The sequence below is a fragment of the Allobosea sp. LC85 genome (assembly GCF_000735605.1).
In the GTDB taxonomy this organism is placed as follows: domain Bacteria; phylum Pseudomonadota; class Alphaproteobacteria; order Rhizobiales; family Beijerinckiaceae; genus Allobosea.
The window spans coordinates 1-24,748 of record NZ_JPKG01000011.1 but is presented as its reverse complement, the minus strand read 5'-3'; the positions used below and the strand labels follow the sequence as shown (position 1 = coordinate 24,748).

Sequence of the window (24,748 nt, the reverse complement as noted above, 5' to 3'; positions counted from 1 at the left end):
GGCTGGAACCCGCGCGAGCGCGGTCAGATGGACAATGGCTGTGGCCGCTCACCACCGTGGGGGCGCTGGTGGGGCAGGGCTCTGAGCAGGGCCCTCACTCAGGGGCCCTTGCTCGTTTCGCTTCCGGCAGCCTTGCGTCACGCCGCATGGGCGTGTCCGGGCACGACCACCGCCGACAGCGCGATGCCGATCGCTTCCGGGTCGTCCTTCAGCGCGCCATCGGCGAGCGAGACGACGCCGACGAGGCGCTTGTCGCGATTGACCACCGGCAGGCGCCGCACCTGGAGCTCGCCCATGTTCTGCGCGACCTCGTCCATGCTCTCGTCGTCGAAGCAGTATTTCACGTCGCTTGTCATGACCTCGCGCACGAGCGTGTCATGGCCGCGCCCCTCGGCGACGGCGCGGATGACGATGTCGCGGTCGGTGATCATGCCGACAAGATGGTCGTTGTCACCGACAGGCATGAAACCGATATCCTCGGCTGCCATGCGTCGGGCGACCTGCTGCAAGGTCTCGTCTGGCCGGGCGATCTGGGCGCCCCTGGTCATCACATCCGATACAATCATGGTCCTGAGCCTCCGTTCTTTCGGGACGCCTTCAGGCCTCGGGCAGGCCGTTCGGCTGATCCTGATTTCAGGGCGGGCGCGGCGGGAACGAGGACAGGACGGGTTGCGAAGACGATCCGCTCATGCGCTGTCCTGATCCGGCGCCGCTCTCCAGCCAACGAAGAACGCGGGCGAGTGTTCCCGATCGCGCTTGCGAATATCGGGCATGGGTTGCTGACCCGCCGCGCGTGGGGGAACCAATCCCGGATTCGTCGGTTCGCTGCATGGGGTCTCGCCATGAGGAGAACCATGATGTTGAAGACAATCATTCTTGCTGCGGCGATCACCTTGGTTCCGGCCATGGGCATCGCCCAGAATCCGCAGGGCGCGCGCGGTGGTGCGACTGGCGGCGCGGCTGCCGGTGCGGCTGCCGGTGCGGTTGTCGGTGGCCCCGTCGGTGCGGTCGCTGGAGGCGTAGGCGGCGCCGTTGTCGGCGGCATCGTTGGCGACAACACACCCCGGTTCAAGGAATACGTCGTCGAGCAGCGCGTTCCCTCCTACAGCTATCGCCAGGAGCTTCGGGTTGGCACGGTGCTGCCGCAGCGCGGCGTGACCTATCGCACGGTGCCGGCCGAATACGGTGTGAGGAAGGGCTATCGCTACACGGTCGTGAACGATCAGCCCGTTCTGGTCGAACCGAGGACGCGCCGGGTGATTCAGGTCATCGAATGAGCCGCCAAAGCGGGGCCGAGCGACGGCCCCCTATCAGGCTTGGCCCCGTCAGCCTTCACCGGGCTGGCGGGCTTCGTCTTCGGATGGGCTCTATCAGCCAGCACCGAGATCGAGCGCCATCAGGATGCTGTCGCGGTAGAGGCCGTCGCGCTTCCAGTCGCGCCGGCGCCGGCCTTCGATCTGGAAGCCAAGCCGCTCGTAGAGGGCGCGCGCCGGCGCGTTGTCGTGGAGAACCGAGAGCTCGATGCGCTCGAGCCCGCGCTGGCGCGCCCGCTCGAGCGCCAGCGTAAGCAGGCGCTGGCCGAGGCCCTGGCCGCGATGGCTTGCGATGAGGCCCATGCCGAGGCTGCCGACATGGGCACGGACGGGCGAGGCATCCGGGGCAATGTCGCACCAGCCGACCACCTCGCGATCGACCGCCACGACCTGGGGCGCATTGGCCTCGCGCAGGCCGGCGACAAAGGCGGTGTAGCGCTCGAGCGGAGGCGCGCCGAGCCGCGAGAGCCAGCGCCCCTCGCGGGCGACGTCATCAAGGCAGCGGTGACAGCCGGCAAGATCGCTCAGTGAGGCATCGCGCAGTTCGATACTCATGTCTGCCCCCAGCAACGCCCGCGTGTCCGGCGCAGACTAGAGCTGGAGCCGAGGTCGAAGGGAAGGGCGGCGAAGGAGCGTGAGCTTGGCATCTCGCGCCCCTTAGCGGAAGTCGCGGTTGTCCCTACAAGTGCGCTCTAACGTTAAGTCAGGCGAGACGTTCCAGGGCGATCGTGCCTAAACGTGAGGGGCGGCGCCAAAGTGATGGCCCTCACACAATGGGGAATTGACGCGTCCCGTCACGTTGCGCATTTTCATCGCGTAGCGTCAGGGGCAAATTTTGCTGGTCAGGCTGGGCGAACTCTATCGGAGCCGAAAGCACTTGTTCGCTTGGCCGCTGACCGAGGATTGGACCGACGTCCGAGCCACTCTCGAGCTTTTTGCGACGCTGAAGCTGCATTTGGCTTTGGCTGACGACAGCGGAGTCTCGATCGGCGGATTATCGCTGATGCTTGAATTTGATGCGCTCGGCGGTAGGCAGGGAGCGGCGGTACTGCGGTTCTGCGATCAGTCCAATTGGCACCTTGGACGCTTCGATTTTGGCGAGGAGGAAACCCATAGTAACCGTCGAGCAATTAGCCAGGGCTGCAGCGGGGTGCCAGCCTTGGTGAGGGGCTCGCACTGTCACCAATTCGGTCTCAATGAACGGCTCGGCGCTGACGCCTTCCGGGCGACCACCGGGTGCCCGCCTGCGGCTATTCCTATAGTTGACGACCCTCCATCATTTCGTCAACGAATGCGGCTAGTATCTGCGGAGTTCAACATCGAAGGGCTTGACGATATCCCGCCGCCACCATTTCAGGGCGATCTGCTTAGATGACACAAACCACCAACCTGCATGAGATTGCGAACTTGGTAGCCGCGAGCTTGGCCAAGGCGTCTCCGCGCGGTGAGTCTGCTGTCATCGCAACACCGGTGCTGGCGTACGGCCACACTTTCGTACCTGTTCACATCAGCCCGCATCGCAATGGAACTCTTGTCTCCGATGGCGGGTTCGCCAAACGGGAAGCTGCGCTTTTAGGCGGTGACAACTTGTTTAGCGCACAAGCTCGCCGAGCTGCGGCGCATTATGGTGTCCAATGCGACGGCGACATCTTCTTCGCTCTTGAGCGCGAGGCAGAGATTGATGCGCTCACAAGTGCTGTTGCATCTGTCGCTAACGCTTCGAAGTCCACAATCGAAGGTGTCATGCACCGGATGGTGGAGACGCACGTCGACGCCAATCGCGACCTTGTATTGCGTAGCATCATCGCAAGCTTCCATCATACGCAGGTTCTAACGGGATCTAAGGCGAAACTACACGGCGCAAGGGAGCAATGGGACTTTGACGTTGTTGTTCAAACTCCGCAGCGCACGCTCGCAGTTGACATAATCTCCCCCCATTCAGGGTCGGTCACCAGCGCGTTCGCGAAGTTCAGTGACATTCGCGATCGGGCGAATGCGCCACGAGGCGTCGGAGTGCTGCTAGATAAAGAAAAGACGCCACGTTTGAAGCTCATTACGGATGTGGCTAGCCTTGTGCCTTTAGAGGCCGTCTCGGAGCAGCAGTGGCGACATCTGGCGCGGGCTGCCTAGTTTTGCGTCGCGGTTCTGGCCGTTCCGTCCTCCGTCACGGCGGAGCGGTTTTATGCCAGGCTCGGCTTCAAGGCGGTTCGCGACAGCTATCATGGCGAGGAGCGCACCATTGTCATGGAGCGGAACCAAGATCGGGCGTGAGCTGACTGCCCGCCAGGACTCTGGCTCTTCTCTGATGTCGGCGCCTTGCCCGCTTCATGGTTGGGACAAGGCGCCTGACGGAATCGCTGGGCCCAGGAAACCGGGAGGGTTCAGCTCTTCTTCTTGGCCGCCATAGAGCCCGCGGTGACCTCGTCCTTATGGGCCGCGAAGGCGGCCAGGACTTCGGCCTTCTCGCGTTTCGGGACCTTGGCGAAATCCAGGCTCCGTCCGAGCTCTTCTGCAACCGCGTCGAATTCGGCCGGAGAGATCCGCAGGTTCCGATGCGCCTCCTCGAGCCCGATCGGCGTCTTGCCCGGCCGGGTGGCCGTGTACTCGAAGGGCCCGCCCGAGACCTTGCAGACCCAGAGCGTCCGCATGAATTTGAGACCGGCCAGCCTGTCCAGGTTCTTCGTGTGCCATTCCCGCAGTTCCGGGTTCTTTGATTTCTGGCCGACAACGGGGTTCTTGACGACGGCGTCGCTGAAATGATCCACGACCGCCGCAATGGCGAAGACGCCACCCAGCCGCTCATAGAGCGTTTTCTCGGATGCCTTTTGCTGCGTCTGCGCGGAGGCCGTCTCCGCGAAGGCCAACCCCGTGACCGGGGCGGCAAGCGCCAGCCCTGCGATGACGCTCCGTCTGGCGATCAAAGTCGAAACAGCCTGTGCCATCGTCGCCTCCCGTTGATGTGCGCAGGCTGGAAACGTTCAGCGAGGCCACATGTTCAGAAGGCTCACGTTCCGTGCCGAGCCGCGCGCGGGCCTGCTGCCTCGTTGGCGGCAGCCGGATCGGCTGGTAGTTCTGCCCTACCCGAGTCCAGCGAGGCTAACGATGACCATCCATATTCGTTCTGCGCGGGCGGACGACGCCGACGCGATCAGTGCGGTGATCCTCGCTGCGCTTCGCGAGACCAATGCCAGGGATTATTCCCTCGACGTCATTGCACAGGTGGAACGAAGCTTCAGCCCTGCTGCGGTCTCGGAGCTGATGGCCAAGCGAACGATGTTCGTTGCGATGCAGGCAGACCAGCTCGTCGGCACGGCAAGCCTGGATGGTCGGGCCGTGCGGACCGTGTTCGTGCGCCCCGATGTTCAAGGCCGGGGTATCGGCAAGCGCCTCATGGCAGAGATCGAACAGACGGCGCGCGACAGGGGCGTCGCGGTTCTGGCCGTTCCGTCCTCCGTCACGGCGGAGCGGTTTTATGCCAGGCTCGGCTTCACCGCCGTTCGCGACAGCTATCATGGCGAGGAGCGCACCATTGTCATGGAGCGGAGCCTGACGGAGCCGCAGGTTCGGGGAGGGGCTAAAACTCGGCGTAGATCTCGATGATGTTGTCCTCCGGGTCTCGGAAGAACAGCGTGCGATGACGCCATCTGGCTAAGTCGGTTGGCTCTCTCAGGATTGTTATCCCCTTGGCGAGCAGCTCCTCGTGGCACCGATCGACGGCCTCAAGCGACACGCGAAAAGCCAGTTGGACTGCCGCTGACCCGGGAGGCAGGGGACCATCATCGCAGACGGGCCAGGGTCCGCGAGGGCGAAGCGAGAGCAAGCTCGCCCCAACACGAAAGCTGACCCAGTTCTCCTGATCGTGCTCGATCTGGAAGCCCATGATGTCGCGATAAAAGGCGCGCGTGTCCGCCATCCTGCTGCACAGGACGACGGTATAGTCGAGATTCCCGATCCCACCCAGGCTCATCGCGGACTCCAATCTGCTCGATCAAGGCTATCCGAGCAGGGAGCGAGACACCATCGTGAGCAGATGGTTCCACCGCTTCGGGCAGGCGTTCGCAGGATGCGGATGTGACTCCAGTGACCCGCTGGGCCTGACTGCTGCTGACCGGCTGACCCAATCGAGATCATCGCCGTGACGGCGGGTCTTCAAGCCTCCCCGCGAGGGTCGGCCTGATTAAGTCGAAACCGGGAGACCCGTATTGCCGCGGTTCGCGCCGTTGCTCAATGCGACGGTTTTGCGTTTCCGCGCGTGTCGTCATGGGCAAGATAGCTCAGGACGCTGACGATGGGCTGAAGCACCGAGATGCTGGCCGCGTTGCCCTTGGAAGTCGTCAGGAGCTGGTCGTAGCGGGCCACGACCTCATCGCGTTGAACAAGCCCCTTGTCGATCAACAGGTCGATCAGGGTTGTGACAATCAGGATCTGGCTGCTGCTCAGGTCTGCCAGGACGTCAGCGTCATCTTCGTGCATCGCTCCGTCTCCCTCGTGAGCGATCAGCTGAACACTTTGAGGGTCTTGCCGCAACGACCGAGTGCATGAGGCGGCTCCGCCTCGCCTCGTCTGGCCGGCGGGTTTTTCCATTCCTGAACCGCGGGCAAACCCCCGCCGTTCGCACCGCTTCGGGCAGGCCTTCGCATGATGCGGAGGCCGCCGCGATGACCGCGCCGCCCCTGACCGGGCGGCTTTTTTCATGAGCAGAGCATGAGCGAGGATTTCAACCAGGCTGCCCCGGAGGCCGCCGACGGCGCGCTGTCGGAAACCTGGGACAAGGCTGCCCTTCCAGGGGCGGTGCCCGAGACGCAATCGACCGAGACGGCCCTGCCGGACGGCGCGGCAGGCGAGGGCGATGACGACGAGGGCCAGAAGGGCCAGGAGAACGATGCCGAGAACGGCCAGGAGAACGGCGAAGACAATCGGCCGCGCAAAAAATCGCGGTCCGAGCGCCTGAGACGGCAGAACGAGCGCTTGCAGGCCGAGCTGGCCGTGCTGAAATCCGGGTCGGCTGCTGCAGCCGTGCAGGATCAGGCCGGGTTCGAGGCTGCGGTTGCCCGAAAGGTCGGAGAGCCGCCGCGCGAGGCCGATTATGGCGGGGACTGGTTCGCCTATGAGCGCGCCATGACCGCCTATGAGGCCGACAGGCGGCAGGTCTCGCGGCAGGTGCTGGAGAGTGTCGAGCAACATCAGCAGGCGGAACAGGCGCGCGTCTCCGAGATGCTCGACGACTATGTCGAGCAGTGCGAGGAGGTCGCGAAATCCATCCCCGACTTCAAGGCGGTGGTGACCTCGCCGACATTCATGACCACCGACCTGGTCAAGCGTCTCATCCTGGATGCCGGCGAAAAGGCCCCGCTGGTCGCCTATAACCTCGCCCAGAACCCAAAACTCTGCGCCCGCATCAACGCGATGTCTCCGCTCGAGGCGGCGCGCGAGATCGGCCGCATCGAGGGGCGGGTTCTGCTCCCCAGGAACAATGCCACGCGCGCTGGCCCCCCGCTCTCGGCGGTCCGGGGCAGCGCATCCCCGCAACGCAGCCTCGGCACGTCGATGAGCGACTACGAGCGCTGGCGCAATTCATAAGGAAAAGCCGCAATGGCCAATGATCTGAAGGTCCAGGACATCATCGTCCGGGAAGCGCAGTACCAGCTCAAGAATGCGCTGGTGCTCGGCAATCTCGTCTCCCGCGTGCATGAGGGCGAGTTCGCCTCCGATGTCGACGGCTGGAAGAAGGGCGACAAGGTGCGCGTCAAGCGTCCGGAGAATTTCATCCCGGGCGAAGGCGCGACGCTCTCGGTCGCAGAAGTCGAGGAAGCGACGATGGATGTCGTCGTTGACACCCAGCTGAACAAGGGCCTGTCCTTCACCTCGAAGGAGCTGACGCTCTTCCTCTCGGGTCCGAAGGGCGCCAGGCGCATCGGCGAGGAGAAGATCAAGCCGCTGATGCATGCCTTCGCCAACCGGATCGATTCCGATTTGGCCGGGCTCTATCGCCATGTCCCGAACTATGTCGGCACGCCCGGCCTGACGATCGACGCCTATCCGGATTATCTCAAGGGCACCGAGCGCCTGAACGAGCTCGCCGTGCCGATGGATGCCCGCTACGGCCTGCTCAGCCCCGCCGATGATGCCGGGCTGAAGGGCGCCTTCAACAACTACTATGACACGGCTGTGGCGCGAAACGCCCTGCAGAAGGCCAAGCTGCCGATGCTGGACGGTTCTGACGTCTACATGTCGCAGAACGTCAAGACGCATGTCGTCGGTGTCGCGACCGGCACGCCCCTGGTCCAGGGCGCCGGCCAGGCGGTGACCTATGCGGCGGCGAAGATGAGCTATACCCAGACCCTGAACACCGATGGCTGGACGAGCGCCACCACCGGCATCCTCAAGGCGGGCGACGTCTTCACCATTGCCGGCGTCTATGCGGTCAATCCGGTCGATGGCGACGTGCTGCCCTTCCTGCGCCAGTTCGTGGTCAGGGCCGATGCGGATTCCGGCGCCTCGACCGGCCCGGCGGCGCTGACGATCTCGCCGCCGATCATCACGTCGGGCCCCTACAAGACGGTGAGTGCCGTGCCGGCCGACAACGCGCCGATCACCGTGCTCGGCACTGGCGGCACCGGTTATCGCCAGCCGATGATCTTCCACAAGGACGCCTTCCACCTGGCGGTCGTCCCGATGGAGATGCCGGAGGGCGCGGCCTTCAAGGCGCGGATCAACGAGGACGGCATCTCGGTGCGCGTCGTCTCCGGCTACGGCATCACCGACGATATCAGCACCTGGCGCTTCGACGTGCTCTATGGCGTGACCCCGGTGCGGCCGGGCCTCGCCGTGCGCCTGAACGGCACCGCCTGACGATATCCCGCAACGACAACGACAGGGGCGGCTCGCACGAGCCGCCCTTTTCCTTTTGAGGGCGCATCATGAGCCAGACCAAAGCCGATCTCGTCCGCGAGGTGCTGGGCGAGCTGTTCTCGCTCGCCTCCGGGCAGACCCCGAATGCCGATGATGCGGCCTGGGTCGAGCAGCGGATCGAGCCGGCGCTCGCCCTGCTCGCCCGCAAGAACGTGATCTATCTCGCCGATGCCGAGGCGATCGCGGACGAGGCCTTCGATCCGCTCGTTACCTATCTCGCCCAGGTCTGCGGCCCGAAATTCGGCCGCCCGCGCGATTTTGCGGCGCGCCAGGCGGCGGAGGACGAGCTGCGGCTGGTCCAGCGCATCGGCACGGGCACGGGCGCGCTCTTGACCGTCGATCCGGGCCTGCGCCGACGGCGGCCGCGCTCGCTGACGGGGGAGTTTTGATGGCGCCGCAACCCCTGCCATTCCCAAAATCCTCATCGCCCGGTGCGCGCGCCGGCGAGGGCGAGGGCCGCTACATGAACTGCTATTCCGTGACCGAGGGCGGGCGCTCCTATGTCCGCCGCGTGCCCGGCCTGGCGCGACAGGTCGCGACCGGAAAATCCGGCATTCGCGGCATGCTCGATGTGAACGGCGTCATCTATATCGTCTGGGAGGGCGCGGTCACGACCGTCTCCGGGGCGGTGGTCGCGACGCTCACGGGTGCGATTCCGGGCAGCGACGGCGTCACGCTCGCCCGCAACAACAAGGTCGTGGCCGGCGTCTCGGTGCCGGATGTCGTCGCGGTGCGCGAGAGCGGCGGGGCCTTCATCCTCGGCGCGACCACGGTCAGTCCCTATCCCGATGCGGACCTGCCGGCGACGGTGAATTCCGTCGATTTCCTCGGGGGTTATTTCCTGTTCTCGATTCCAGATGGCAGGTTGTTCGCGAGCGAGTTGAACAGCACGGCGGTGAATGCGCTCTCCTTCACCTCGGCCGAGGCGCGGGCCGATGGCCTGCGCCGCGTCGTGGTTTCCGGCAGCCTCGCCTATGCGCTCGGCGGCAGCACGATCGAGCCCTATCAGAATGTCGGAACGTCCCCGTTCCCGCTGCAGCGCGCACCGACCGTGCCACCTGTCGGCCTGCTCACCACCATGGCGATCGCCGGCCATGAGGAGGCCTGGAACCACCCGCTCTATTTCGTTGCCTCCGACAAGACGGTGAAGGCGCTGAGCGGCTTTCGCGCCGAGACGGTCTCGACCGCCGATGTCGACCGCTTCATCGCGGCCTCGAGCGTTGCGAGCATCGAGGCGTTGGTCTTCGTCGATGACGGCCGGCCCTTTTTCGCGGTTTCCAGCGACGCCGGCACCTGGGTGCTCGATGTCGCGGCCAATGCCTGGAACGAACGGCAAAGCACGGCTGAAACCCGCTGGCGGGCCTCGCGCTCGATCTATTCCGGCGAGCGCTGGGTCTTTGGCGACAGGTTGAGCGGCGATCTCCTGGCGCTGTCCGATGGGCTGAGGGAAAATGGCGCCGATCTCGGCGGCTTCATCCAGTCCGGGCCGCTCAAAGCCTTTCCGGCGCGGGTGGCGGCGAGTCTCACCGCGGATTTTACGCAGGCCGATCTCACGATCCATGTCTCCTGGAGCCATGACGGCGGCAAGACCTGGTCGGCGGAGCTACAGCGTTCGCTCGCCCGAGCCGATCGCTGGCCGCTCAGTGTCTCCAATACCGGGCTTTCGACCCAGCACGGCCTGATCGTCCGCTTCCGCTGGAGCGGCGACGCGGATTTCTCGTTCAGCGGCGCGAGCGCCGAGCGCCTCGATGTGAGGGTGAGCTGATGGCTGATTTCGACCCCCTGACCATTCCGGCGCCGCTGCCCGATAGCGTGCCGCGCGTCGAACAGAACGGGCACCCGACGATCGAGCAGATGCAGCAGGAGATCGCCCAGACCGCCTGGATGCAATCGAATGTCGCAAGCACGAATACGCGGCTGAACCTCGTCACCGAGGCGGTCGGCAGCGTCTCGGCCGCGGTCGAGACCGAGGCGGCGGCCAGGGCGACCGCCGATACCGCGCTCGCGAGCGCGATGACCACGGTCGAGGCCAAGGCGAATGCCGCAACCGCGTCCGGCCAGGTCTATCTCGCCGCCAAGGCGGCGCCGAGCGGGGCGACCGCGGCCTATGGCTGGTATCTGACCGCCGGCAACGCCTATGCCGGGATGCAGGCCATGGCGCTGAGCGGCGGCGGCTCGGCCATCGGCTTTACCGCCAACCAGTTCTGTTTCACCGATGCCGGCACCGCGCAGGCCGTGTTCAGCTATATCGGCGGCGGCAGATGGGTGCTGAACGGCGCGATGATCATCCGCTCCGGAGCGAGCGGCGAACGTGTCGAGATCACCAACCGCGGCGTCTACTGCTATGACGGCAGCGGCGTCCTGCGTGTCGAAATCGGGTTCCTGACATGACGGTCGGTTTTCGCGTGCGCGATGCCGGCGGAAACCTTCTGGTCGATAGCCCGACGCGGCTGTCCCGCATCATCGGCGTGCTGTCGATCTCTGCCGGCTCCTCGGGGACGGTGACGAATGACGGGTTCCTGACCGGGGTTGGCTACTGCATCGCGCTCCGCACGGACGTCGGAGGCCCGCCTGTCATGTCAAGCACGATGGTTCCGCCAGCGATCAGCTTCTCCGGCAACCAGATGTCCTATAGCGCGGCCCCGCCGACCGGCGACCACCTCCTGATCTATGGGGTGCGGTAATGCCGGTCGGACTGCGGTTCAGGAACAGCGCCGGCACGGTGCAGGTCGACGAGAGCTACCGGAACCTCGCCTTCCGCGAGCGCAGAGGGATCGCGCTGAGCGGCGCGGCCGAGATTTCCTATCACGACATCGCCATCACAGGCGGGAACGTCGTCGTTGCCATGTACAGCCAATACTACGCGCCGATTCTGCTGGCCGTATCGGTGTCAGGATCCACCTGGACGTATCGTTGGGGGTTCTCCTACCGAAGCGCCGGAAATCCGACCAGCGACACCGCCTATCTCTACATTTTCGATGACCCGCCGGCCGTGAGCTCAGCGGTGGGAGTGCGGGTCCGCGATGCGGGCGGCACCATCGTCTACCACTCCGACGTGAAGCCGCTCATCCTCGCAGGCGACCCTCAAAGCAGCGCATCGTCGTTCACAGGGACGTCGGGACGCGTTTATGCCCCCCTGATCCTCTCCGCTTCGATCTTCTCGGTGTTCGGGTCAGGCAATTTTTTCAACAACACCTTTGCGCTGCGAGCGGCCGGGAACGTGATCGCACCGGTTGAGGTGACGATGGGCATCGGGTCTGCCGGGGTCAGCAGCACCGGCCTTTACGCCCCAGTCGATGTGACCGGCTACGTCTGACCTCTCGTCTGATCTCCTGCCAAACCAGGGATTTATCATCATGGCATCTCCGTTTTCAGGCCGCGCGGGTCGCCTCGCGGCGATGTGGGGCGTCGACCAGGCGAACGCCAACGCCGCCCGCGTCAGCGATCTCCTGAACCAAGGGCAGGCGAATGCGCTGGGTGCCGTCGGCGCCGGCCGCACCGCCTCGCTCGACGCGCTCAACCAGGGCTATGCCGCGGCTGCCCCGGAATACCAGGGCGCGATCGCGCGCTACCAGCCCTGGGCGGAGGCCGGCAAGGGCGCGCTCGGCCTGTACCAGAACAGCCTCGGGCTCGGCGGCGCCGCCGGCAATGCCAGCGCCAGGGCCGCCTTCCAGGCCTCGCCCGGCTATGAATGGCAGGTCGACCAGGCGACGGACGCGGTTGCGCGCAAGGCCTCTGCGCTGGGCGCGCTCGGCTCGGGCAACACGCAGGCCGCCATCACCGACCGGGCGAGCAACCTCGCCAACCAGGAATATGGCGGCTGGCAGGAGCGGCTGAACGGCCTCTCCACGCTCGGCTACCAGGCCGCCGGCTCGCAGGCGAACCTGCAGCAGGGCCTGGGCAATCTCCATGCCCAGCAGGGCAGGGACCTGTCTGGCGTCCATCGCGAGACGGCTGCCCGCGAAGCCGGCATCTACGGCAATTTCGCCGGGCTCGGCGCCTCCAACCTCGCCAATCTCGGCCAGCAGACGCTCGATCTCGGCAGCGCCGGCCTGATGGCTGGGCAGCAGGCGGCGGGCAACCGGCTGAATTTCGGCATGAACCTCGCATCGCTCGGGGCGGGTTTGGCCGGGCGCTATTTCGGAGGCAAACAGAATGGCTAAATATGATTTCGGCCCCGCCCGCGTCGATTTCTCGACGATCGGCAATCTGGGCCAGGCCTTCTTCGAGCCCTATGACAAGGCGAAGAAGCAGAGCGCGCTGGAGGCGCTTGGCCGGGATGTCGAGACCGGCCACTATCGCGCCGCCGCAGCCAAGGCCGCCCAGGCCGGCAATCCCGAACTCGTCAAGGCGCTGATCGGCTTTGAGGAGAAGCGCCGGGAGTTCGCGCAGAAACACGGCGGGCTCAGCGATGGGGCGAGCCTGGGCGGCAACGCCATGGGTGCAACGGTGCCGGGTGGCATGGCTTTGCCTGGCGGCGCGCCGGCGCCGCGTCCATTCAACCGCGGGATCCCGTCATATGGGAGCGCGGTGCAGATCGATCGCGATGGACAGCTCCACGATCCCGGCCAGGGGTCGGTTGCGGCGCAGAAACCTGAGGTTGGATCGCTTGTCGCGGCGCCAGCGGGGGCCGCCGACTATCTCCGTGCAAATCCTGCACTCGCCGCAGCGTTCGACGCCAAATATGGCGCCGGCGCTGCCGCCAAGGTCCTGGGACGATAAATGGCGAACCCGTTTGATCAGTTCGATCGCGATTCCGGCTCATACCGGCCGCTTGTCGTTACCGTCGCGCCAAACAGGACGTCGACAGGCAACCCGTTTGACCAGGTTGATGCCGACCCCGCGAAAGACGTTGTCGTGGACGTGGCGAAGTCGGGCGGATCGGGCCTTGTTCGCGGCACGACCGGCCTGCTCGGTACGATTGGCGATGGTGCCAACCTCTTGGGCAATTTCAGTGATGACGCCACGAATTGGCTGCGGGACAAGGCTATCGACGCCGGTGGGGGAGCGCTGGTCGAACGGTTCTGGGATCCGTTGCCTCCTCGGCGCAACGCCGTGGCCGATTTCATCGGCTCCGAGAACATCAACCGGGGCGTCGACGCCGCGGCAGCCACGTTGGGCGGCAGCCCAGTCACGAACTACAAACCTAAAACAATCGCCGGAAAGTACACCCAAACGGTGGGGGAGTTTATCCCGGGCGCTCTTGCCGGGCCTGGCGGCGTGACAAGAAACGCGGTCGTCTTTGGGGTTCTTCCGGGCCTGGCCAGCGAAGCTGCGGGGCAGGCCACCAAGGGGTCGGCAGTCGAGCCCTATGCGAGAGCCGCTGCCGCCGCTGCGACAGGTGGCGTGGCCGCGGTCACGGCGAAGCCCGCAACGGCTGAGGCGCTCATCGCAAGGCAGATGCGCGGCATCGACGCGGCCATCGTTGACGCTGCTGGCGAGCTTATGAAGTCTGACTATGGTCGCAAGATTAGCCTGACCTTGCCTGAGGCCCTCGCATTCGCTTCGAACGGCAGGGGCAAGAGCCTCATCGAGTTGCAACGTCTTGTCGAGGACTCCAGAGGCGGCGGCGGGATCATGGAGAACTTCATGGCCCGGAGGCCGGCTCAGGTTGAGGCTGCGGCGGAGCATGCTTTCGATACGATTGCACCGCAGTCTCGATCGCCATCCATGATTGGGCCTGATATCGGCCAGGCAGCGAAGGATACAATTCAAGAGGCGACCGAGATTATCGGCAAGCCGTCGCAGGGGCGTTCCTATGAGGCTTTGCGCCGTCAGTATCTGGAGCCGCTGCTGAGGGGCCCCCTTGGTAAGCTGGCCAACCGCGATATCGAAACACTGCAGGCCATCGAAGCGCTTTTCCCGTCGGGCCCGATGGCGGGTAGCGCGGGAGAGATCGCCGATGCTGTTGGCGCGCTTGCGCAGCGCAATCCCATGGCAGCGCGCCAGCTCGTTCGGGCTCATGTCGAGAGCGTCTTCAGCCAGGCGACACCGAAGCTCCGCACAGCTGCCGATCAGTTCGGCGGGGCCAATTTTGTGACCGCCTTGCGTGGGAATACGCCTCAGGCGGAAAACCTTGCAGCGGCCATTAAGGCTGTGGCCGGCCCGGAGGCATTCCGAGGCTTTGACGAGTTCTTGAACGTCCTAAGCGCGACCGGCCAGCGTCAGCGCATCGGGGCCCCGGGGGCGTTGAGCAAGGAAGTTCAAGATGCGCTCAAGGGAGCGCCGCTCGGAGAGGCTGCAAATGTTGCGTCCAATGCCATCGGTTTCAAGCCGCCCAAGGTGATCGCGGAGACCTATGAGAACTGGCAGCTTGGCAGGAACACCGAGAAGATCGCCGAACTCATCACGGACCCCAACGCGCTGCCACTGTTCCGCAGGCTCGCCAAGGCGGACCCTGGCTCCATCCAATCGCAAGCCCTTGCTGCCCGGCTGGTTGTCATGGCGATTCAGTCGACGTTTCAGGCACGCTGACACGGCCATCATGCAGTTGACGCCGCCGGTGCGAGCTGCGGCATAGCGGCCAAATCCGGCATTTCGGCTTCGACGCTTCTGCGTGCCGGTCTTGCCTCGGCACGTGCTGCGGATGCAGAGGCTGGGGAGACGCGAAATTCCGCGAGTCCTCGCCGCTCGGCAGGACGGCCAGGGCGATCGCTGTGCTAATCACGGACCCCAATCCGCTTCCGCTGTTCCGCAGGCTCGCCAAGGCTGCGCCTCGCTCCAGTCACGCGCAAGCCATCGCTGCCCGGTGGATCGTCATGGCGCGCCCGTCGATGGCGTCGGCGCGCGGTCAGATCGTTGGTGAACGCCAGGACAAGCAGCCAGATCAGCCCGAAGAACGGCAAGGTGATAAGTGAGATGATGAGCGTGGCGAACAGAGACTCCCCCAAGGGTTTGTCGCTCCGGTATCCCACCCAGAAGGGCACCGCCGCAAAGCCCACGATCAGGGCGATGAGAGCCCGGCGCCACGGCGTCGAGAGGCCTCTCCAGTTCGATGGGGCATCGCGGATGACGAGCACGGCGGCTGTGTACATCCCGGCCAGAAGCATGCCGGCCAGGAGCATGAAACCCGGTTTCTCCGCGGCAAGGTAGGCCCCCAATGCGAACAGTGCCGCCTGTGGCAGATACCAGACAAACAGCTTCTTCAGGATCTGCAATCGATTCACGTCGGCCATCTCATCCCCCCATGATGCGATCCTGCCGCAGGGGCATGCGCGAGTCCACATTCGCCGGGCGATCGCGGGCTGATCCAGCCGAGGCGACCCGGCCAGAGGCTCCACGGGCGGTTTTGCTGAATGGCCCTCTCTGCCAGGAATGGGCCAGTCGTGCCGTTCGCGCTGGACGGCGCGTCGCGGAGCAGTCCGGGAGCCAGCGAGGGGCGGGGGCTCACGGGGCGGTCGTGACCTGGATCTCGGTTGTCTCGCTGACCAACCGGGAGCGGAGCCAATCAGCCAAAGCGGCCTCGGTGGTCTGGCCGGCCGCCAAGGACAGCCACGTGAACACCAGGTCCTCGTCGTCGGCGATCATCTCGCAACCATTCAGCCCGAGGAACAGTTCCGTCACGACCAGAGACGTTCGCTTGTTCCCGTCCACGAAAGGATGGTTTTGGGCTAGTCCGTAGCCATAGCACGCAGCCAGGCCAGCAAGGTCCGCCTGCTCATGGGAATGCAGGTTCTTCGGCCGGGCGAGGGCCGAATCCAGCAGGCCCTCGTCGCGAATTCCGGGCGCGCCGCCGTGCTCGACCAATTGCTCATCATGCAAGGCGAGCACGACAGTTTTGTTGACCCAGATTGGAGAGGCCACTACTTCGCCAATTCGCGCAACGCATTCCGACGCTTTTTCATGACGCGCCGGGCCATGTCCATTTGCGCTTCGAAATCGGGGTCATAGGGCGTGAGCCGGGAGCCTCCCGGGGCCCGCGTGAGGTACACGGTATCCCCCAGATCGACCTGCATGCGGTCGAGTTCTTCCTTTGGGAGGATGACCCCACGGGAGTTGCCGAACTGCCGGATCTTGAGCGCGACCATGGTAACCTCCCCGGTTCGGCGGTAGGATAACAACTGTTATAACATGAGCGTTCCCGCCGGGAAGGTCAAGAACAAGCGGCTCCCCTAGGACTGGTTGTCGGGCTGGGAGAACGCTGCCACGCCGGCCGGGTGTCCGAGAGTTAATCCACGTCCTCATCCGTTCGCGCCAAGTGCCCGAACTGAATCACAAACCCGGCGCGCGCTGTTGCGGGCGCTGCCGATGTTCGTTGACTGCGCGAGCGGGCTCATCGGCGGGAACGGACCATGTCGTGAGGTTCCGCGCTTTTCAGGGCGAAGAACGCCGTCCCGATATGGGAGCAAGCAAAGTTCCCCTATCGGGAATGATTTGAGACGGCTGATCCAGCCAGTCCCTCCACCCCCAGGCCGCTCCTCACGGGGCGGCTTTTTCCATGAGGAGCCGCCATGGCCGGCGCTGCCTATGAAGTCACGGCAAGCCTGACGGATGACGAGTCCTTCGGCTTTCCCCTCGAGCTGAAACAGCAGAACGGTGTCAGCCTGCCTTTGGCCGACTACGCCTTCGAGTACGAGCTGGTCGGCGGCGCGGTCGCGCTGCGGCTCGATGAGGCCTCGGGCATCGCTGTCGACCTGGCGAACAGCCTCGTCACGATCGATCCCGGCAGCGATTTTCGCCTGCCATGCGGCCGCTATCGCCATGGCTTCCGGCTGAGGCACCGGACATCGGGCAAGACCGTGCAGCTCTTCGATGGCTCCGTCACCGTGACCGAAGGCAATTTCTCATGAACCTGACCATCCGGCTGAAGAGCGCGCCGACGCTCCGCATGCGCTATCTCCCGGGCCTCAAGGGCGACACGGGCGAGGCCGGCACGATCGCTCTCGGGCCGACGCTCACGGGTGCGCCCGGGACGAGCGCCTCCGTCACCAACTCCGGCACGCCGACGGCGGCTGTCTTCGCTTTCACGGTGCCGCGCGGCGATGTCGGCGCCGATGGCGAAAGGGGCTGGTCGCCGGCTTTTGCGGCGGTGATGGACGGCGCCCGCAGCGTGCTGCGGCTGGTCGACTGGGTCGGCGGGGAGGGCGTGAAGCCCGCCACCGGTTCCTATGTCGGAGCGGCCGGCCTGGTCGCCGATATCGCTGATGCCGTCGACCTGCGCGGGCCTGCCGGCTCGGGCGTGCCTGCGGGCTCGATCACGACGGCGGAACTCGCCAATCGCGCCGCGACCTTTGCCAGGATCCAGGCGATCGCCTCCGGCCGCCTGCTCGGCCGCAAGACGGCCCTGTCAGGTGACATCGAGGAACTGACGGCGGCCGATGTGAGGGCCTTGCTCGCGCTCGCGCTCGGCGACCTCGCCGATGTCGACCTCGCAACCACGCCGCCCGCACATGGCGACGGCTTCGTCTGGGACCAGTCTGCCGGCAAATGGAAGCCGGGCCCGGCCGGCGGCGGCATGTTCCGGGGCGACAACGGCACCGTCGGCAGCCGGAAGGGCGACATCTTTCGGGTGGCGGAGCAGCAACTCGATTCCGACGTGACGATCGCTGCTGACGAGAACGCCTATGCGCCGGGACCGTTGGCGGTTGCCACGGGCAAAACCCTCACGATCGCGGCCGGCGGCAATCTGGTGATCCTATGAGCAACCTGCGCGTCGGAACCCTCTCGAACATCGCCGGCACGGGATCGCCCGACATCGTCGGCGGGGAGTTGTGTCGGGCGAGGTTCAACCTCAACGGGATCGGCACCATTGCCGCAAACGACAGCTTCAACGTCAGCAGCTTCCTGGACAACGGTCTCGGCGACTACACTGCGAACTGGCAGGTTGCTTTCCCAAATGGGAGCTACTCGTTTGGCTTCGGAGGGCAAGATAGTTCAACAATGTCGATCATGTGCGGCAAAATCGGAGTCTCGCCAAGTGCCAATGCCTTTAGGTTTGCTACGGCCAATGCCTCCCTGAACCCGGCAGATGTGCTTATCGCGACCGCCACCACCTTCGGAGACAAGCCATGAGCGCCTTGAAGGTCCAGACCATCCAGGATGCGAGCGGAGGCAACCCGATGGCGGTCGCTGATCTCAATCAGGGGCGTGCGAAGAATTGGGTCAATTTCAATGGTACAGCCGCCGTTGTAACACGAGACAGCTTCAATATGTCATCGTTGACTGACAGCGGTGTGGGCTTCTACGGCATTAATTTTTCTTCTTTCATGGCAAACGGAAACTACATGTTCGGAGGCATGGTTGGCGGTATCTCTGGGTACGGTCTTCTGTACCACATAGACGGCACCTATCTTCGCTCAGCCGCTGGCTACGCCGTGGGCACCGTCTTCGCCAACAGCCTCACCGCTGCCGCCCAGGCCGCCGATTACCCGTTCGTCAACATCCACGTCGACGGAGATGCGCCGTGAGCCAGCTTCGAGCCGACAGCCTCGCCAACCGGCTGGGCACTGCGAGCCTCCCGACCGACACCATCGTTCAGGGTACGGCGAAGGTCTGGGGCAAAGTCGACATGACCACGGCCATCACCGTCAATGACAGCTTCAATGTCGCGTCGGTCATCGATCTCGGAACCGGCCTGTTCACGGCTGCCCTGGCCGTAGCGAACGGCAATGCCCATGGCGGCTCGGCCGGCAACGCCGGCGTTCCCGGTAACGGTATCCGCGGAATGCAAGCCGCCTATGACAGTGCAGCTGTGATCCGCCATGCGGCATTCGGCAACAGCTTCGCCCTGAGCGATGTCAGCCACTGCAATTTCGTCGGCTGGGGGCATTGAACATGACAATTCTTCGTGCCGGCACGGTCGCAACACGGCAGGAATTGCGCGCCGATTTTGCCCGGATGGAGGCGGCGCATCAGGCGCTCGCACCCGTGCCTTGTGACCATCGCATCGCCTATCACGACGAGACGCAGGAGGCGGTCAAGGTGATGACCCCGGCGCCGCGCTTCATTGCGGCCTTGATGGCCGGCGGCTTTGTCAGGCGTGTTCGCTGCATCGGCGATGATCCCGTGTCTGGGGCGCCGGTGCTGGAGGGCAGCGGCGAGCTCATGGGGCCGATGAGCTACGACGAAGCGGTCGCGTTCGTCGCCTGGAAGGACATGCCGCCCGGCACCAATCACTTCCAGATCCTGCACACCGACGATCTGCCGCGCATCGGCGGCAGCATCGACAAGGCTCGCAAATTCAGAGCCGCTTGGCGGCTAAAGGAGGCAACATGAACATTGTCGAAACATATGTGATGGTCGAGGGCAGCCCGCTGCCCGCGAACCTTCAGCCGCCGCAGGCTGCGTTGCAGGATGCATTCTGCAAGGGCGAAGGTCTGCCGCTGCGCATCGTCATCGATATGGCCGCCGCACGCCCGGTCGCTCAGGAGATGGTCCGGCAGGCACGGGCCGCCGCCTTTGCCGCAAATGATGCGGCCACTGTCATGGCGATGCAGCGGAGCGATACGGCCGCCCTCGATGCATGCCGCGTCAAGGGCGATGTGCTGCGCGGCGCCCCGGCCGATCCGCGCCTCTCTGCGGCCTCGACGCCCGACGCGCTTCTTGATGCGGTCGCGGCCATCGTCGCGGAGTTTTGAAGCGCTCGCACCGAAAGCAAGCAGCTCAGCCATCCCTCACCCTTTGAGGGACAACTCGCTCTTGGACGCGATCAGCCAGACGCGCCTGCCACTTGCCGCCCCGAATGGGGGGGCATCGCTCAGCCCTGGGGTTTCTCGTCGAACAGGCCGATGCAGGGATAGTTCATCCCCTCGACCGCGATTGACTTCAACCACTCGCCTCGACGGAGCCTCGTCTCTGAAATCACCGCAACGCCAAGACACCAATCGATTTTTTCGGCGCTCGCCCCCGTGGCTTTGAGAGGATGGCGTGCGCAACGGGCCCCTTTGCGGGCGATCTTGATGAGGTCGTTCCGGCCCCTGCCGCAGACATACTCGTAGCCGAGCCTGGAACCCACGACGGCGGCGAGCAAGCCAGCCGCCCAACACAGACATACCGCTTCATTCCAGCCCCCCAAGCCGCGCTGATCGTGCCGTTGCATAATGGGATCGTCCACGGCTGGATCAACCACCGCCCATCCCTTCAAGGGTCGCCCCAGCCGGCGGCCCTTTTCTTTTGCCGGGAGGAGAGACCATGACACGTCGCATCAGCGATGAAGGCCTGGCGCTGATCAAGCGCTGGGAAGGATGCCGGCTCGCCGCCTACAAGGACGTGGCCGGGGTGCTGACGATCGGCTACGGCTCGACGGGTCCGCATGTCCGGCCGGGCTCAAGGATCACGCAAGGTGAGGCCGAGCGGCTGCTGCTGCGGGACCTCGCCCGGTTCGAGCGCGCTGTTGCGACCTTGGTCACGGTGCCGCTGAATGACGGCCAGTTCGCGGCGCTCGTCTCGTTTGCCTTCAATGTCGGCGAGGGCGCGCTCGCCCGCTCGACGCTGCTGAAGAAGCTCAATGCCGGCGATGTCACCGCCGTGCCGGGCGAGTTGATGAAATGGGTCAATGCCTCCGGGCGAAAGCTCGCGGGCCTGGTCAATCGCCGCTCGGCCGAGGCCGGGCTGTGGGCGCGCGGCTCCCATATCTCCAGCAATACGGTCGCGGCGAGGCCCGCAAAGCCCCCGGTCGTGACGCTGGACAATGCCGTCAAGGTCGCGACGCCGCTCTCAGGCCTGCTCCAGGCCTTCACCAGCGGGCCGGCGCAGGTGGTGCTTGCGCTCGCCTTCGTGCTCGGCGGCGGCTTCCTGCTCTGGCGCTGGCATCGCGCACAGCAGGAGGCGGCGGCGTGAGCATTCTCTCTGCACTTTGGGGCCGCTTCGCCGGCCATGTCGCCGCACTCGCCGCATTCATCGGCCTCCTGCTGGCTGCATTCCTCGGGGGACGCCGGGAGGGGAAGAGCCTGATGCGGGGGGAGCAAGAGCGCCAGCGCCGGAAAGCCATCACTGACAAAGGGAAGCGTGACGATGAGATCGACCGCCTTGGTCCTGCTGCTCTCGAGCAGCGCCTTCATCGCTGGTTGCGCCGGGATGGAAGGTGATTTCTGCGACACCGCCCGCCCGCTCCGGCCGTCCCCCCGTGCCGCCGCGGCCATGACCGAGCGCGAGAAGGCGGAGATCGTGAAGCATAACGAGCATGGCGAAAGGCAATGCCGATGGACGCCGTGAAATCCCGTCTCGCTGTCAGCCTCGGCAACATCCTCTCGATCGGGATGACGGTCGTCTCGCTGGTGGCGGTGATCGTCACCGTCAGCCTGTCCTATGGCCAGTTGCGCGCCAAGGACGATGTCCACGACATGCGCATCGCAATCGTCGAGGCGCAGCTCGCCAAGCGCGAGACGGCGGAGCAGGCGGTCAATAATCGCTTGTCGACCATCGAAGGCGATATCCGGGTGATCCGCCAGATCCTCGAAGGCGTACGCCCGGCGCCGCGATAGGGGCGTGAGCGCCGGCGCCATCACCCCGTGTCCGCCTTGCCCGCCGGTCCCGTCATGGGGCTGGCGGGCGCTTTTCTGCGTTTGGCGATCAGTTTCGAGACGAGCCAGGCTGCGCCGCATAGAGGCCGGCGCAGAGCAGGCCCCACCGCCACCTTGGTGTAGGGGCTCGGGGGCGTCGCCTGGCTGGCCTCGGGCACCGTCATGAGCCAAATGCCGGCCAGAAACAAAGCCGCCATCGGCATGAGCCAGAGCACGATGACGCCGAGGAGCCGATCGCTCACGGATCTGCTGGTGAAGAGATAAAAGCACAACCAGAGGAGCGCGATCGCGGCGTACCAGAATTCGACCACAACGGCGCCAATGGCCCACATCGCGGCTCCCCGGGGCAGGGCACGTTCGGCAAGGCACGTTCGGCATGTCATCGAGGCAGCCGGCATCCTAGGCGACGCGCGGCGCTGCAGGAAGCCGAGCGCTGCTCGCCCGCCGGCCGCGCCGGTTCGCAGGGGGGCCTATCCCCGCGCTTTTCGGCTCAGGAACAGCCCGATCTGCTTGTCGGCTTCGAGCACGCCGTTCCCCCTCGCGAAGGCCGCCTCGATCGCTTCGCGAAACCTGGCGAGCTGCGCCTGCGAGGCCTTGTCTCCCGGCGGATAGGAGGTCAGCGCCAGGAAGACGTCGTCAGGCTCGGTGATCCGCAGCCGCGCCGGGTGCCGGGCAAAGCTCACCTCGCCAAACTGCGCGCGCAGCAGATTTTCGGCGTCCTCAAAGCCAAAAGCCGCCCCCGCCGGATCGACCGGATCGCTGCCGAACACCGCGGTGAGCTCATGGAGCGCCCGCAGATTGCCGATGTCGTTGGTCGTGACCGCAAGATAGCCACCCGGCTTCAGGACGCGCGCCATCTCGGCGATGGCCGCGCCCGGATCGGGCAGGTGGTAGAGCATATGCATCGCGACGACGGCATCGAACGCGTCATCCACGAAGGGCAGCACTGTGGCGTCGGCCGCCTCGCCGCGGAGCGCGCCGAACGGCAAGGGGGCGCAACGCCTGAGCGCCTCGTCGACCATGCCGGGCGAGAGATCGGCGAGCGTCAGCGCGAGCGCTTGCGGCAGCTGATCGACCGCGGCAGCCCAGAACCAGCCCGGGCCGCAGCCGATATCGAGGACATGGTCGCCGGTTCGCAGCGGCAATTGCCCGGCCACCCAGGGAAACCAGCCGGTCTCGGCGACGCTGTACTGGCTGTGCAGACGGGCCCGCGCCGCAAGCTTGCGGCTGTCGCCATATTGCCCGGCATTGTCGGTGACGATCGCTGCCATGCGGCCTTCCCAAATCCGGCGCGCGATGACGGCGGGCCCGGCCTGAGCATGCCCGAAGCGCGGCCAGGCCCGCAACGGGGGCGGGCGCCTCCTGTCGCGTCGCATGGCGAGGTTTGAAGCCTCCGCGTCCTGCTGCGCTAGCCCCCGTTGTACGATCCTTCCTGGTCTACCAGCTCACCTTGATCCCGAGCCGGCCGTCATGGGAGCGCGCCCGCCGGCATTGCAGGGTTGCGCTGGTTCTGCTGGCGCTTCGCCGCCCGACGCGGCATTGCTTCATCTGCGACACGGCCCGAGTCGGCGCTTGATTTGAGGACCCTGATGACCATCGCTCAGACATTCGACCAGTGGATCGACCGCCGCGGCACGCATTGCGCGAAATGGGACACGATGGAAACCCATTACGGGGTTTCGCCGTCCGGCGGCCTTGCCATGTGGGTGGCCGACATGGATTTCCGGCCGCCTTCCTGCGTGCAGGACGCGGTCGAGGCGATGGCGGCCCATGGCATCTACGGCTATTTCGGCGATGAGCGGGCCAGCAACGACGCGATCCGCTGGTGGATGAAGACCCGCCATGGTTGGGAATTCGAGCCGCAGGCGATCTTCACCACCCACGGGCTGGTGAACGGCACGGCGCTCTGCATCGATGCCTATACCAAGCCCGGCGACGGCGTCATCGTGATGACCCCGGTCTACCACGCCTTCGCCCGCATCATCCGGGCCGCCGATCGGCGCGTCGTGGAATGCCCGCTGGTGAACGAGGATGGCCGCTACCTGCTGGATATCGCGGGCTGGGATGCGCTGATGACCGGCAATGAGCGGATGCTGCTGCTCTGCTCACCGCATAATCCCGGCGGCCGGGTCTGGACCCACGACGAGCTCAGGGAGATCGCGCAGTTCTGCGTGCGTCACGACCTGATCCTGGTCTCCGACGAGATCCACCACGATCTCGTCATGCCCGGCCACAAGCACATCGCCATGCCCGTGGCGGCGCCCGAAATCATCGACCGCCTGGTGATGATGACGGCGACGACCAAGACCTTCAACATCGCCGGCTGCCATTCCGGCAATGTCATCATCCCCGACGAGGCGCTGCGCCGCCCGTTCCGGGCGCGCATGAACGCGCTCGGCATCTCGCCGAATTCCTTCGGCATGGCGATGGCGACCGCCGCCTACAGCCCCGAGGGCGCAGCCTGGGTCGACGAACTCGTCGGCTATCTCGACGGCAATCGCCGGCTCTTCGACGAGGGCGTCGACAGCATTCCCGGCCTGCGCTCGATGCCGCTGGAGGCAACCTATCTCGCCTGGGTCGATTTCTCCGGGACCGGAATGGAGCCGGCGGAGTTCATCGCGCGGGTCGAGAAACAGGCGAAGATCGCGGCCAGCCATGGCGCAACCTTCGGCTCCGGCGGCGCGAGCTTCCTGCGCTTCAACCTGGCGACCCAGCGCGCCAATGTGACCGAGGCCGTCGCGCGCCTGAAGGATGCCTTTGCCGACATGCAGTAGTCGCTCGCCCCGGGACGGTGGCGCCGCCCGGGGCTGGTCATTGCGGCACCCCGGGACTGCTTCAGCTCTGCGGGCCGGGGCGGCACTGGCGCAAGGACGGTGAGGCGAGAGCATTTTCGAGCGAAGTGGACACCGGTTCGCGTGAAGAAAATGCGATAAAACAAAGAGCTAGCAGGCTGCTGAAATTCCTGCTGCGTTTCCGCGAGTTTGGGTTGTGGGCGCGATTTTTTGACGGATATCGGCCGGTTTTGGGCTGTCCGGCGCAGGGGTTCTGGTCATATTGGCCTAT

36 protein-coding genes are annotated in these 24,748 nt (G+C 65.3%); 25 read left to right on the top strand and 11 right to left on the bottom strand.

What is annotated here, in order from left to right; all coding sequences use genetic code 11:
- Window positions 1-137: 137 nt before the first annotated feature.
- Window positions 138-566 (bottom strand): CBS domain-containing protein, encoded by a 429-nt coding sequence (locus FG93_RS05460; RefSeq protein ID WP_043232760.1) that lies wholly within the window; start codon window positions 564-566, stop codon window positions 138-140.
- A 291-nt stretch (window positions 567-857) separates the two neighbouring features.
- Between FG93_RS05460 and FG93_RS05455 the strand changes: the two genes are divergently transcribed.
- A complete protein-coding gene (locus tag FG93_RS05455) occupies window positions 858-1,277 on the top strand; it encodes a DUF1236 domain-containing protein (protein ID WP_043232864.1) in 420 nt (139 codons plus the stop codon).
- 93 nt (window positions 1,278-1,370) lie between these two features.
- Here the strand turns inward: FG93_RS05455 and FG93_RS05450 are convergent, their stop codons facing one another.
- Window positions 1,371-1,868 (bottom strand): GNAT family N-acetyltransferase, encoded by a 498-nt coding sequence (locus FG93_RS05450; protein WP_043232758.1) that lies wholly within the window; start codon window positions 1,866-1,868, stop codon window positions 1,371-1,373.
- Between the two features lie 322 nt (window positions 1,869-2,190).
- On the opposite strand from FG93_RS05450, the gene FG93_RS05445 reads away from it, so the two are divergent.
- Together FG93_RS05445 and FG93_RS05440 are read left to right on the top strand one after the other, a co-directional pair.
- Window positions 2,191-2,688: a hypothetical protein gene (locus FG93_RS05445; RefSeq protein ID WP_152579325.1), complete on the top strand. Its 498-nt coding sequence runs from the start codon at window positions 2,191-2,193 to the stop codon at window positions 2,686-2,688.
- Window positions 2,685-3,443: a hypothetical protein gene (locus FG93_RS05440; protein ID WP_043232753.1), complete on the top strand. Its 759-nt coding sequence runs from the start codon at window positions 2,685-2,687 to the stop codon at window positions 3,441-3,443. Before FG93_RS05445 ends, FG93_RS05440 begins: the two co-directional genes overlap by 4 nt.
- Window positions 3,444-3,694: 251 nt before the next feature.
- Here the strand turns inward: FG93_RS05440 and FG93_RS05435 are convergent, their stop codons facing one another.
- The gene (locus FG93_RS05435; RefSeq protein WP_043232752.1) at window positions 3,695-4,255 is read right to left on the bottom strand and encodes a group 1 truncated hemoglobin; all 561 of its coding nucleotides are present in this window, start codon (window positions 4,253-4,255) and stop codon (window positions 3,695-3,697) included.
- A gap of 160 nt (window positions 4,256-4,415) precedes the next feature.
- Between FG93_RS05435 and FG93_RS05430 the strand changes: the two genes are divergently transcribed.
- Window positions 4,416-4,913 carry a GNAT family N-acetyltransferase gene (locus tag FG93_RS05430; RefSeq protein ID WP_052513414.1) on the top strand — a complete coding sequence of 166 codons (498 nt, stop codon included), beginning with the start codon at window positions 4,416-4,418 and terminating at the stop codon, window positions 4,911-4,913.
- Here FG93_RS05430 and FG93_RS05425 read toward each other — a convergent pair.
- Together FG93_RS05425 and FG93_RS05420 are read right to left on the bottom strand one after the other, a co-directional pair.
- Window positions 4,888-5,280 (bottom strand): VOC family protein, encoded by a 393-nt coding sequence (locus FG93_RS05425; RefSeq protein WP_043232751.1) that lies wholly within the window; start codon window positions 5,278-5,280, stop codon window positions 4,888-4,890. The two genes, FG93_RS05430 and FG93_RS05425, sit on opposite strands and share 26 nt — an antisense overlap.
- Before the next feature lie 257 nt (window positions 5,281-5,537).
- Window positions 5,538-5,786: a hypothetical protein gene (locus tag FG93_RS05420; RefSeq protein ID WP_043232748.1), complete on the bottom strand. Its 249-nt coding sequence runs from the start codon at window positions 5,784-5,786 to the stop codon at window positions 5,538-5,540.
- Between the two features lie 231 nt (window positions 5,787-6,017).
- On the opposite strand from FG93_RS05420, the gene FG93_RS05415 reads away from it, so the two are divergent.
- The 10 genes from FG93_RS05415 to FG93_RS05370 all read left to right on the top strand — a co-directional run bounded on the left by FG93_RS05415 (window position 6,018) and on the right by FG93_RS05370 (window position 14,699).
- Complete coding sequence (locus tag FG93_RS05415) at window positions 6,018-6,893, top strand: hypothetical protein (RefSeq protein WP_043232746.1); 876 nt, start codon at window positions 6,018-6,020, stop codon at window positions 6,891-6,893.
- Between the two features lie 12 nt (window positions 6,894-6,905).
- On the top strand, window positions 6,906-8,165 hold the full coding sequence (locus tag FG93_RS05410) for a P22 phage major capsid protein family protein (RefSeq protein ID WP_043232745.1): 1,260 nt from the start codon (window positions 6,906-6,908) through the stop codon (window positions 8,163-8,165).
- 68 nt (window positions 8,166-8,233) lie between these two features.
- Complete coding sequence (locus FG93_RS05405) at window positions 8,234-8,614, top strand: hypothetical protein (RefSeq protein WP_043232743.1); 381 nt, start codon at window positions 8,234-8,236, stop codon at window positions 8,612-8,614.
- A complete protein-coding gene (locus tag FG93_RS05400) occupies window positions 8,614-9,990 on the top strand; it encodes a hypothetical protein (RefSeq protein WP_043232741.1) in 1,377 nt (458 codons plus the stop codon). Before FG93_RS05405 ends, FG93_RS05400 begins: the two co-directional genes overlap by 1 nt.
- Entirely contained in the window at window positions 9,990-10,616 is a 627-nt protein-coding gene (locus FG93_RS05395) for a hypothetical protein (protein ID WP_043232739.1), read from the top strand. Before FG93_RS05400 ends, FG93_RS05395 begins: the two co-directional genes overlap by 1 nt.
- Window positions 10,613-10,909, top strand: a complete 297-nt coding sequence (locus FG93_RS05390) for a hypothetical protein (protein ID WP_043232737.1) — start codon at window positions 10,613-10,615, stop codon at window positions 10,907-10,909. Before FG93_RS05395 ends, FG93_RS05390 begins: the two co-directional genes overlap by 4 nt.
- Window positions 10,909-11,541 (top strand): hypothetical protein, encoded by a 633-nt coding sequence (locus tag FG93_RS05385; RefSeq protein ID WP_043232735.1) that lies wholly within the window; start codon window positions 10,909-10,911, stop codon window positions 11,539-11,541. Before FG93_RS05390 ends, FG93_RS05385 begins: the two co-directional genes overlap by 1 nt.
- A 40-nt stretch (window positions 11,542-11,581) precedes the next feature.
- A complete protein-coding gene (locus tag FG93_RS05380; protein ID WP_152579324.1) occupies window positions 11,582-12,388 on the top strand; it encodes a hypothetical protein in 807 nt (268 codons plus the stop codon).
- A complete protein-coding gene (locus FG93_RS05375) occupies window positions 12,381-12,947 on the top strand; it encodes a hypothetical protein (protein WP_043232731.1) in 567 nt (188 codons plus the stop codon). The genes FG93_RS05380 and FG93_RS05375 overlap by 8 nt, the downstream gene beginning before the upstream one ends.
- Complete coding sequence (locus FG93_RS05370; protein ID WP_043232728.1) at window positions 12,948-14,699, top strand: hypothetical protein; 1,752 nt, start codon at window positions 12,948-12,950, stop codon at window positions 14,697-14,699.
- Between the two features lie 185 nt (window positions 14,700-14,884).
- Here the strand turns inward: FG93_RS05370 and FG93_RS05365 are convergent, their stop codons facing one another.
- The 3 genes from FG93_RS05365 to FG93_RS05355 form a co-directional block, all read right to left on the bottom strand.
- Window positions 14,885-15,400, bottom strand: coding sequence for a hypothetical protein (locus tag FG93_RS05365; protein ID WP_043232726.1), 516 nt, complete (start codon window positions 15,398-15,400; stop codon window positions 14,885-14,887).
- Between the two features lie 211 nt (window positions 15,401-15,611).
- Window positions 15,612-16,028 (bottom strand): type II toxin-antitoxin system death-on-curing family toxin, encoded by a 417-nt coding sequence (locus FG93_RS05360; protein ID WP_043232725.1) that lies wholly within the window; start codon window positions 16,026-16,028, stop codon window positions 15,612-15,614.
- Window positions 16,028-16,252, bottom strand: a complete 225-nt coding sequence (locus FG93_RS05355) for a transcriptional regulator (RefSeq protein WP_043232861.1) — start codon at window positions 16,250-16,252, stop codon at window positions 16,028-16,030. The genes FG93_RS05360 and FG93_RS05355 overlap by 1 nt, the downstream gene beginning before the upstream one ends.
- A gap of 423 nt (window positions 16,253-16,675) precedes the next feature.
- On the opposite strand from FG93_RS05355, the gene FG93_RS05350 reads away from it, so the two are divergent.
- The 7 genes from FG93_RS05350 to FG93_RS05320 are packed head-to-tail and all read left to right on the top strand — an operon-like array spanning window position 16,676 to window position 19,801.
- Entirely contained in the window at window positions 16,676-17,014 is a 339-nt protein-coding gene (locus FG93_RS05350; protein ID WP_043232724.1) for a hypothetical protein, read from the top strand.
- Entirely contained in the window at window positions 17,011-17,865 is an 855-nt protein-coding gene (locus FG93_RS05345; protein ID WP_043232722.1) for a hypothetical protein, read from the top strand. The genes FG93_RS05350 and FG93_RS05345 overlap by 4 nt, the downstream gene beginning before the upstream one ends.
- Complete coding sequence (locus FG93_RS05340; RefSeq protein ID WP_043232720.1) at window positions 17,862-18,236, top strand: hypothetical protein; 375 nt, start codon at window positions 17,862-17,864, stop codon at window positions 18,234-18,236. The genes FG93_RS05345 and FG93_RS05340 overlap by 4 nt, the downstream gene beginning before the upstream one ends.
- Window positions 18,233-18,631: a hypothetical protein gene (locus FG93_RS05335; protein WP_043232718.1), complete on the top strand. Its 399-nt coding sequence runs from the start codon at window positions 18,233-18,235 to the stop codon at window positions 18,629-18,631. Before FG93_RS05340 ends, FG93_RS05335 begins: the two co-directional genes overlap by 4 nt.
- A complete protein-coding gene (locus tag FG93_RS05330; protein ID WP_043232717.1) occupies window positions 18,628-18,996 on the top strand; it encodes a hypothetical protein in 369 nt (122 codons plus the stop codon). The genes FG93_RS05335 and FG93_RS05330 overlap by 4 nt, the downstream gene beginning before the upstream one ends.
- A gap of 2 nt (window positions 18,997-18,998) precedes the next feature.
- Entirely contained in the window at window positions 18,999-19,439 is a 441-nt protein-coding gene (locus FG93_RS05325) for a hypothetical protein (protein ID WP_043232714.1), read from the top strand.
- Window positions 19,436-19,801 carry a hypothetical protein gene (locus FG93_RS05320; RefSeq protein ID WP_043232711.1) on the top strand — a complete coding sequence of 122 codons (366 nt, stop codon included), beginning with the start codon at window positions 19,436-19,438 and terminating at the stop codon, window positions 19,799-19,801. Before FG93_RS05325 ends, FG93_RS05320 begins: the two co-directional genes overlap by 4 nt.
- Window positions 19,802-19,920: 119 nt before the next feature.
- On the opposite strand, the gene FG93_RS05315 is transcribed toward FG93_RS05320, so the two are convergent.
- Complete coding sequence (locus FG93_RS05315) at window positions 19,921-20,277, bottom strand: hypothetical protein (protein ID WP_161783775.1); 357 nt, start codon at window positions 20,275-20,277, stop codon at window positions 19,921-19,923.
- 77 nt (window positions 20,278-20,354) lie between these two features.
- Between FG93_RS05315 and FG93_RS05310 the strand changes: the two genes are divergently transcribed.
- The 3 genes from FG93_RS05310 (at window position 20,355) to FG93_RS05300 (ending at window position 21,646) form a co-directional block, all read left to right on the top strand.
- The gene (locus tag FG93_RS05310; protein WP_052513404.1) at window positions 20,355-21,002 is read left to right on the top strand and encodes a lysozyme; all 648 of its coding nucleotides are present in this window, start codon (window positions 20,355-20,357) and stop codon (window positions 21,000-21,002) included.
- Window positions 21,003-21,176: 174 nt separating this feature from the next.
- Window positions 21,177-21,377, top strand: a complete 201-nt coding sequence (locus tag FG93_RS05305; RefSeq protein WP_043232708.1) for a hypothetical protein — start codon at window positions 21,177-21,179, stop codon at window positions 21,375-21,377.
- Window positions 21,374-21,646, top strand: coding sequence for a hypothetical protein (locus tag FG93_RS05300; RefSeq protein WP_152579322.1), 273 nt, complete (start codon window positions 21,374-21,376; stop codon window positions 21,644-21,646). The genes FG93_RS05305 and FG93_RS05300 overlap by 4 nt, the downstream gene beginning before the upstream one ends.
- 20 nt (window positions 21,647-21,666) lie before the next feature.
- Here the strand turns inward: FG93_RS05300 and FG93_RS05295 are convergent, their stop codons facing one another.
- Together FG93_RS05295 and FG93_RS05290 are read right to left on the bottom strand one after the other, a co-directional pair.
- Window positions 21,667-22,017, bottom strand: coding sequence for a hypothetical protein (locus tag FG93_RS05295; protein ID WP_043232704.1), 351 nt, complete (start codon window positions 22,015-22,017; stop codon window positions 21,667-21,669).
- 138 nt (window positions 22,018-22,155) lie between these two features.
- Entirely contained in the window at window positions 22,156-22,956 is an 801-nt protein-coding gene (locus tag FG93_RS05290) for a class I SAM-dependent methyltransferase (protein WP_043232859.1), read from the bottom strand.
- Window positions 22,957-23,274: 318 nt separating this feature from the next.
- Here FG93_RS05290 and FG93_RS05285 point away from each other — a divergent pair, with 318 nt between their 5' ends.
- Window positions 23,275-24,459 carry a MalY/PatB family protein gene (locus FG93_RS05285; protein ID WP_043232701.1) on the top strand — a complete coding sequence of 395 codons (1,185 nt, stop codon included), beginning with the start codon at window positions 23,275-23,277 and terminating at the stop codon, window positions 24,457-24,459.
- The last annotated feature ends 289 nt before the right edge of the window (window positions 24,460-24,748 follow it).

Bases quoted from the DNA above. Each gene is read 5' to 3' on its own strand.
- FG93_RS05345 (WP_043232722.1), top strand. From the start codon at position 17,011: ATGAACCTGACCATCCGGCTGAAGAGCGCGCCGACGCTCCGCATGCGC.
- FG93_RS05335 (WP_043232718.1), top strand. From the start codon at position 18,233: ATGAGCGCCTTGAAGGTCCAGACCATCCAGGATGCGAGCGGAGGCAAC.
- FG93_RS05415 (WP_043232746.1), top strand. From the start codon at position 6,018: ATGAGCGAGGATTTCAACCAGGCTGCCCCGGAGGCCGCCGACGGCGCG.
- FG93_RS05405 (WP_043232743.1), top strand. From the start codon at position 8,234: ATGAGCCAGACCAAAGCCGATCTCGTCCGCGAGGTGCTGGGCGAGCTG.
- FG93_RS05455 (WP_043232864.1), top strand. From the start codon at position 858: ATGTTGAAGACAATCATTCTTGCTGCGGCGATCACCTTGGTTCCGGCC.
- FG93_RS05450 (WP_043232758.1), bottom strand. From the start codon at position 1,868: ATGAGTATCGAACTGCGCGATGCCTCACTGAGCGATCTTGCCGGCTGT.
- FG93_RS05305 (WP_043232708.1), top strand. From the start codon at position 21,177: ATGAGATCGACCGCCTTGGTCCTGCTGCTCTCGAGCAGCGCCTTCATC.
- FG93_RS05390 (WP_043232737.1), top strand. From the start codon at position 10,613: ATGACGGTCGGTTTTCGCGTGCGCGATGCCGGCGGAAACCTTCTGGTC.
- FG93_RS05460 (WP_043232760.1), bottom strand. From the start codon at position 566: ATGATTGTATCGGATGTGATGACCAGGGGCGCCCAGATCGCCCGGCCA.
- FG93_RS05310 (WP_052513404.1), top strand. From the start codon at position 20,355: ATGACACGTCGCATCAGCGATGAAGGCCTGGCGCTGATCAAGCGCTGG.
- FG93_RS05295 (WP_043232704.1), bottom strand. From the start codon at position 22,017: ATGTGGGCCATTGGCGCCGTTGTGGTCGAATTCTGGTACGCCGCGATC.
- FG93_RS05290 (WP_043232859.1), bottom strand. From the start codon at position 22,956: ATGGCAGCGATCGTCACCGACAATGCCGGGCAATATGGCGACAGCCGC.
- FG93_RS05430 (WP_052513414.1), top strand. From the start codon at position 4,416: ATGACCATCCATATTCGTTCTGCGCGGGCGGACGACGCCGACGCGATC.
- FG93_RS05385 (WP_043232735.1), top strand. From the start codon at position 10,909: ATGCCGGTCGGACTGCGGTTCAGGAACAGCGCCGGCACGGTGCAGGTC.
- FG93_RS05370 (WP_043232728.1), top strand. From the start codon at position 12,948: ATGGCGAACCCGTTTGATCAGTTCGATCGCGATTCCGGCTCATACCGG.
- FG93_RS05340 (WP_043232720.1), top strand. From the start codon at position 17,862: ATGAGCAACCTGCGCGTCGGAACCCTCTCGAACATCGCCGGCACGGGA.
- FG93_RS05375 (WP_043232731.1), top strand. From the start codon at position 12,381: ATGGCTAAATATGATTTCGGCCCCGCCCGCGTCGATTTCTCGACGATC.
- FG93_RS05380 (WP_152579324.1), top strand. From the start codon at position 11,582: ATGGCATCTCCGTTTTCAGGCCGCGCGGGTCGCCTCGCGGCGATGTGG.
- FG93_RS05420 (WP_043232748.1), bottom strand. From the start codon at position 5,786: ATGCACGAAGATGACGCTGACGTCCTGGCAGACCTGAGCAGCAGCCAG.
- FG93_RS05285 (WP_043232701.1), top strand. From the start codon at position 23,275: ATGACCATCGCTCAGACATTCGACCAGTGGATCGACCGCCGCGGCACG.
- FG93_RS05395 (WP_043232739.1), top strand. From the start codon at position 9,990: ATGGCTGATTTCGACCCCCTGACCATTCCGGCGCCGCTGCCCGATAGC.
- FG93_RS05350 (WP_043232724.1), top strand. From the start codon at position 16,676: ATGGCCGGCGCTGCCTATGAAGTCACGGCAAGCCTGACGGATGACGAG.
- FG93_RS05425 (WP_043232751.1), bottom strand. From the start codon at position 5,280: ATGAGCCTGGGTGGGATCGGGAATCTCGACTATACCGTCGTCCTGTGC.
- FG93_RS05325 (WP_043232714.1), top strand. From the start codon at position 18,999: ATGACAATTCTTCGTGCCGGCACGGTCGCAACACGGCAGGAATTGCGC.
- FG93_RS05410 (WP_043232745.1), top strand. From the start codon at position 6,906: ATGGCCAATGATCTGAAGGTCCAGGACATCATCGTCCGGGAAGCGCAG.
- FG93_RS05355 (WP_043232861.1), bottom strand. From the start codon at position 16,252: ATGGTCGCGCTCAAGATCCGGCAGTTCGGCAACTCCCGTGGGGTCATC.
- FG93_RS05440 (WP_043232753.1), top strand. From the start codon at position 2,685: ATGACACAAACCACCAACCTGCATGAGATTGCGAACTTGGTAGCCGCG.
- FG93_RS05400 (WP_043232741.1), top strand. From the start codon at position 8,614: ATGGCGCCGCAACCCCTGCCATTCCCAAAATCCTCATCGCCCGGTGCG.
- FG93_RS05365 (WP_043232726.1), bottom strand. From the start codon at position 15,400: ATGGCCGACGTGAATCGATTGCAGATCCTGAAGAAGCTGTTTGTCTGG.
- FG93_RS05435 (WP_043232752.1), bottom strand. From the start codon at position 4,255: ATGGCACAGGCTGTTTCGACTTTGATCGCCAGACGGAGCGTCATCGCA.
- FG93_RS05320 (WP_043232711.1), top strand. From the start codon at position 19,436: ATGAACATTGTCGAAACATATGTGATGGTCGAGGGCAGCCCGCTGCCC.